The sequence below is a fragment of the uncultured Phenylobacterium sp. genome (assembly GCF_902826855.1).
Taxonomy (GTDB): domain Bacteria; phylum Pseudomonadota; class Alphaproteobacteria; order Caulobacterales; family Caulobacteraceae; genus Phenylobacterium.
Window position 1 is genome coordinate 1 of record NZ_CADEGK010000317.1, and the last position, 3,318, is coordinate 3,318.

The 3,318-nt window shown below is 63.9% G+C and carries 3 protein-coding genes and 1 pseudogene; 1 reads left to right on the plus strand and 3 read right to left on the minus strand.

The genetic code is table 11. The features are described from left to right. Positions 1-785, minus strand: a 785-nt coding sequence (locus QZV94_RS24040) for a type IV toxin-antitoxin system AbiEi family antitoxin domain-containing protein (protein WP_293682855.1), incomplete at its 3' end; no start/stop codon positions are given. A 195-nt stretch (positions 786-980) separates the two neighbouring features. Between QZV94_RS24040 and QZV94_RS24045 the strand changes: the two genes are divergently transcribed. Continuing rightward, positions 981-1,889, plus strand: a complete 909-nt coding sequence (locus QZV94_RS24045) for a HEPN domain-containing protein (protein ID WP_293682857.1) — start codon at positions 981-983, stop codon at positions 1,887-1,889. Positions 1,890-2,760: 871 nt separating this feature from the next. Here the strand turns inward: QZV94_RS24045 and QZV94_RS24050 are convergent. Then, on the minus strand, positions 2,761-3,003 hold the full coding sequence (locus tag QZV94_RS24050) for a methyltransferase domain-containing protein (RefSeq protein WP_367255274.1): 243 nt from the start codon (positions 3,001-3,003) through the stop codon (positions 2,761-2,763). 54 nt (positions 3,004-3,057) lie between these two features. Next, positions 3,058-3,318 (minus strand): annotated as a pseudogene (locus QZV94_RS24055) (methyltransferase); the annotation flags it as partial.

The following is a 3,318-nucleotide window of genomic DNA, read 5'->3' on the forward strand; positions in this document are numbered from 1 at the left end:
CCCTTCACCAGAACGCGATTGCCCGAGCCGAGGTCGAAGGCCTCGGCCTTGAACTGACGGCGCCACGCGTGCTGATGTCGGTCGGCGAAGAAGAAGAACAAGCGCTTCACCTTCACGCTCCGGCAGTCGGTCAGCAGCTTCGTCAGCCGCCGGGGACTGAGGCCGGACAGCCCCTCCACCAACTTGTCGGCCTGATGGAAGCTCTCGCGGTCCGGGAGTTCGTCCAGCAGTTCGAGCAACGCGCGCTCCGGCGTGGACACCGTGATCGGCCAATTCCAGCTGCCCCAGGTGATCTGCCGAAGTCCATGTATCGAATCCGTGCTCCAGCCGGCCTGCCGGTCGGGGTCGAAGGCCAAGCTGGTCAGGCCGCGGGCGGTCGGTTCGCCAGCGAACAGGCGCGCGCTGTTGTGGTGATGGAAGGCGACGTCGAGCGGCAGTTTCGCGAGCCAGGTGGGCGGCGGCCTGGGCCCGTAGAGATGCACCTCCCGCATCTCCTGCGCCAGGTAGTGACTCGCGCCCTGCACCTGCAGGGCGGTGCGGCCCCCGACCACCAGGGGGAGTTCCAGCAGGTTCTGCAGGGAGATGACCACAAACTCCCAGCTCAGCGCACCGCGAGGTCGCCGGTAGACGCGGTTGGCGGGCTGCTCCAACCAACCGGCCGAGACGTACTGACTGCGCAGGGAGCGGCTGTAGCAGTGCCGCTCCATCCAGCCGGCGTCGACCACCAGTCCCTCCGGGAGCTGGCGCAGCAGTTGGTTTAGCTTTCCCTCCATCTGCATAGCCATGATTGACTTTATGTGTGCCGTTAAACCGATGTCTAGTTTGAGCAATGGGCATTTAGCTAAGCCTAGATTTGCAAAAGTGCGATGATATAAACTAAAATCGAGCCCGAATCGCTTGTCTCATACGGATCCCCTTGATGTCGCGCCGGGGTAGGCTCACTCGAATCAAAGCGTGGCAAGCGCAGCATTAGCCCGGACATGAAGTCGAGCCTGGAACACCTGCCGGAAGGAAAGCGGCTCGAGCTGACCCAGGTCCTCGAGGTGCTCTTCCGCGAGTTCGAGGAGGCCACGAAGGGCAAGTCCTCGAAGCGTGGACAGGGGCGGATCCTGAAGGTGATCCTCTTCGGGAGCTATGCCCGTGGCGACTGGGTGGACGACCCGGTCGGCGGCTACAAATCGGACTACGACCTTCTGGTCGTCGTGAACCACGACGACTTCGCCGACGTCACCGACTACTGGATGGACGCCGAGGCCCACTTGGAACAGGCGTTCGACATCGCGCACACGCTCACGGCGCCAGCGCATTTCATCGTCCACTCCCTGGCCGATGTGAATCGACAACTCGCGCGCGGGCGACCGTTCTTTACCGAGATCGTCCGGGAAGGAATTCTCCTGCAGGAGACGCCGGACCACCCACTTGCAAAACCTGCGAAGCTTTCGCCCGACGAGGCGTATCGTGAAGCTCAGGCGAACTTCAGAAAAGGGATCGCAAGGAGCAACAGCGGGCTAAAGATCGCACGCTTCGCGCTGCAGGAGGGCGAGTTGAACGACGCAGCGTTCATGCTGCACCAAACGGCCGAGCGCCTCTATCACTGTACCTTGCTGACCCAGACCCTCTACTCCACCAAGTCCCATAACGTGAACTTCCTCCGCAGCCAGGCCGAGCGCGTCGCGCCAGAACTAATCCCGGCCTGGCCCCGTGCCAATCGGTTCGAGAAGCGCTGCTGGGAGCTTCTGCGACGCGCCTACGTCGAGGCGCGGTTCTCCGATCAGTACGAGATCACCACCGAGCAACTCGCCTGGCTCGTCGAACGCGTGACCGATCTCCAGCAGCGCGTCCAGGACAGCTGTCGCACCTACCTGGCGACCATCGCGCCGAAGCCGTGACAGTCGCGCGCCGCCACTGGCGACAAGGGGACCGATGAAGACGCTGAATGAGGCCTTGGAGCCCGACGACCGCTACCGGATCTTCTGATCAATGACCCGGTGAACGGGCTGCGTCCGATCACTTTCGCCGATCACCACGCCGACGTCAGTCGCCTCGCTTTGCCGCCGGTGGGAGCCCCGCTTGTCGAGCGGCTGTACGAGCGCGCCTTGCACTGCTTTCTCTACGCCTGGTTCGACTATGAACTGACACTGCTCGCGGAATCGCAGGCGTTCTCGGGCCGACTTTGCGCTGAAGCTGCGGATCGACAACGAGAAGATCGTGAACCTCGGCCCTCGCCTGAGATTTGCCGTGGAGGCGGGCTTCGTGACCCCTCCGCCTCCCAAGCCTGTGGCGGCTCCAGACGACTGGCCCGCAACACACCAGCTCCTGGTGGAGCTTCGCAACGATGTCGCGCACGGGAGCGCCCGCACGAGTTCACGCAGGCGGCCATCGTGTTCGATCACCTTCGGGCGATCATTTGTGAACTCAATGGCGTGCCGCCGCCACCTGGACCGACCTCCGGCCTACTTATGCCGCCCATGATGAACGGTGGTGCGGATTTCGTAGTGCGGAGGCGAGCCGCCAGCTCATTGCAACCTTTGCCATAGACGCCCAGTTTCAACGCTCCTTGGGAGGGCGGGGAAGACAGTGTCTGCCAGATCGACAATGCGGCACCGCCGGGTCGAAGCCTCGGCTTCGACTCTGCTGCGTCGCCGTTCGAGATGAGCGTCGCAACCCACGGAACTGCCGAGATCCGACACCGCGATACCGGCGTCGTCTACGACGACGATGGTGAACGGCCGACGGATCACTCGATTGAGGACGTCGCGGTCAGCTGGCCATATCGGTGAAGGCTGCCGCAGGGTCGAGCAGGTGTTCGATGACATTGTTCGAGAAGATGCCGTCGAACTTGGCTCCGATCTCCTCGCGGCGGGTGACAATGTGCGGCCTCGCCTCAGCGGCGTGCGGCTCGTAGCCCCAGACGTCGTAGCCGCGCTCGCGAAGCACCTCGACCGAGCGACTCCAGGCTCCGGCGCCCCAGTTGAGGTAAACACCGTCGCGGCGCGGGTGCAGCGCCTCAAAGGCCTGGACCTCGTCCTCGGTCGAATCGGCTTCGCTGTAGCTTGCCTAAAGGAGCCGGTAATCTGCGGAGATGAAGGCGTCCGGCGCGTAGATGGCCCCAAGCGGGCCGAACACCGCGTCGCACGCTGGGCACTCGAGGCGGACGAGCTCACCGCCGCCGAAGATGTCTCGATCGACGCGGCCGCCGTACCTGGCCAGAGGCCGCCGCTTGCCGCAGCCAATGCAAGCCGGCTTCAAGTCACGGCCAGCGAGGGCGTAGATGCGGTCGAGCGCATGCCAAGTGCCGGCGACGGCGAAGTGGCGCAG

Bases quoted from the DNA above. Each gene is read 5' to 3' on its own strand.
- QZV94_RS24045 (WP_293682857.1), top strand. From the start codon at position 981: ATGAAGTCGAGCCTGGAACACCTGCCGGAAGGAAAGCGGCTCGAGCTG.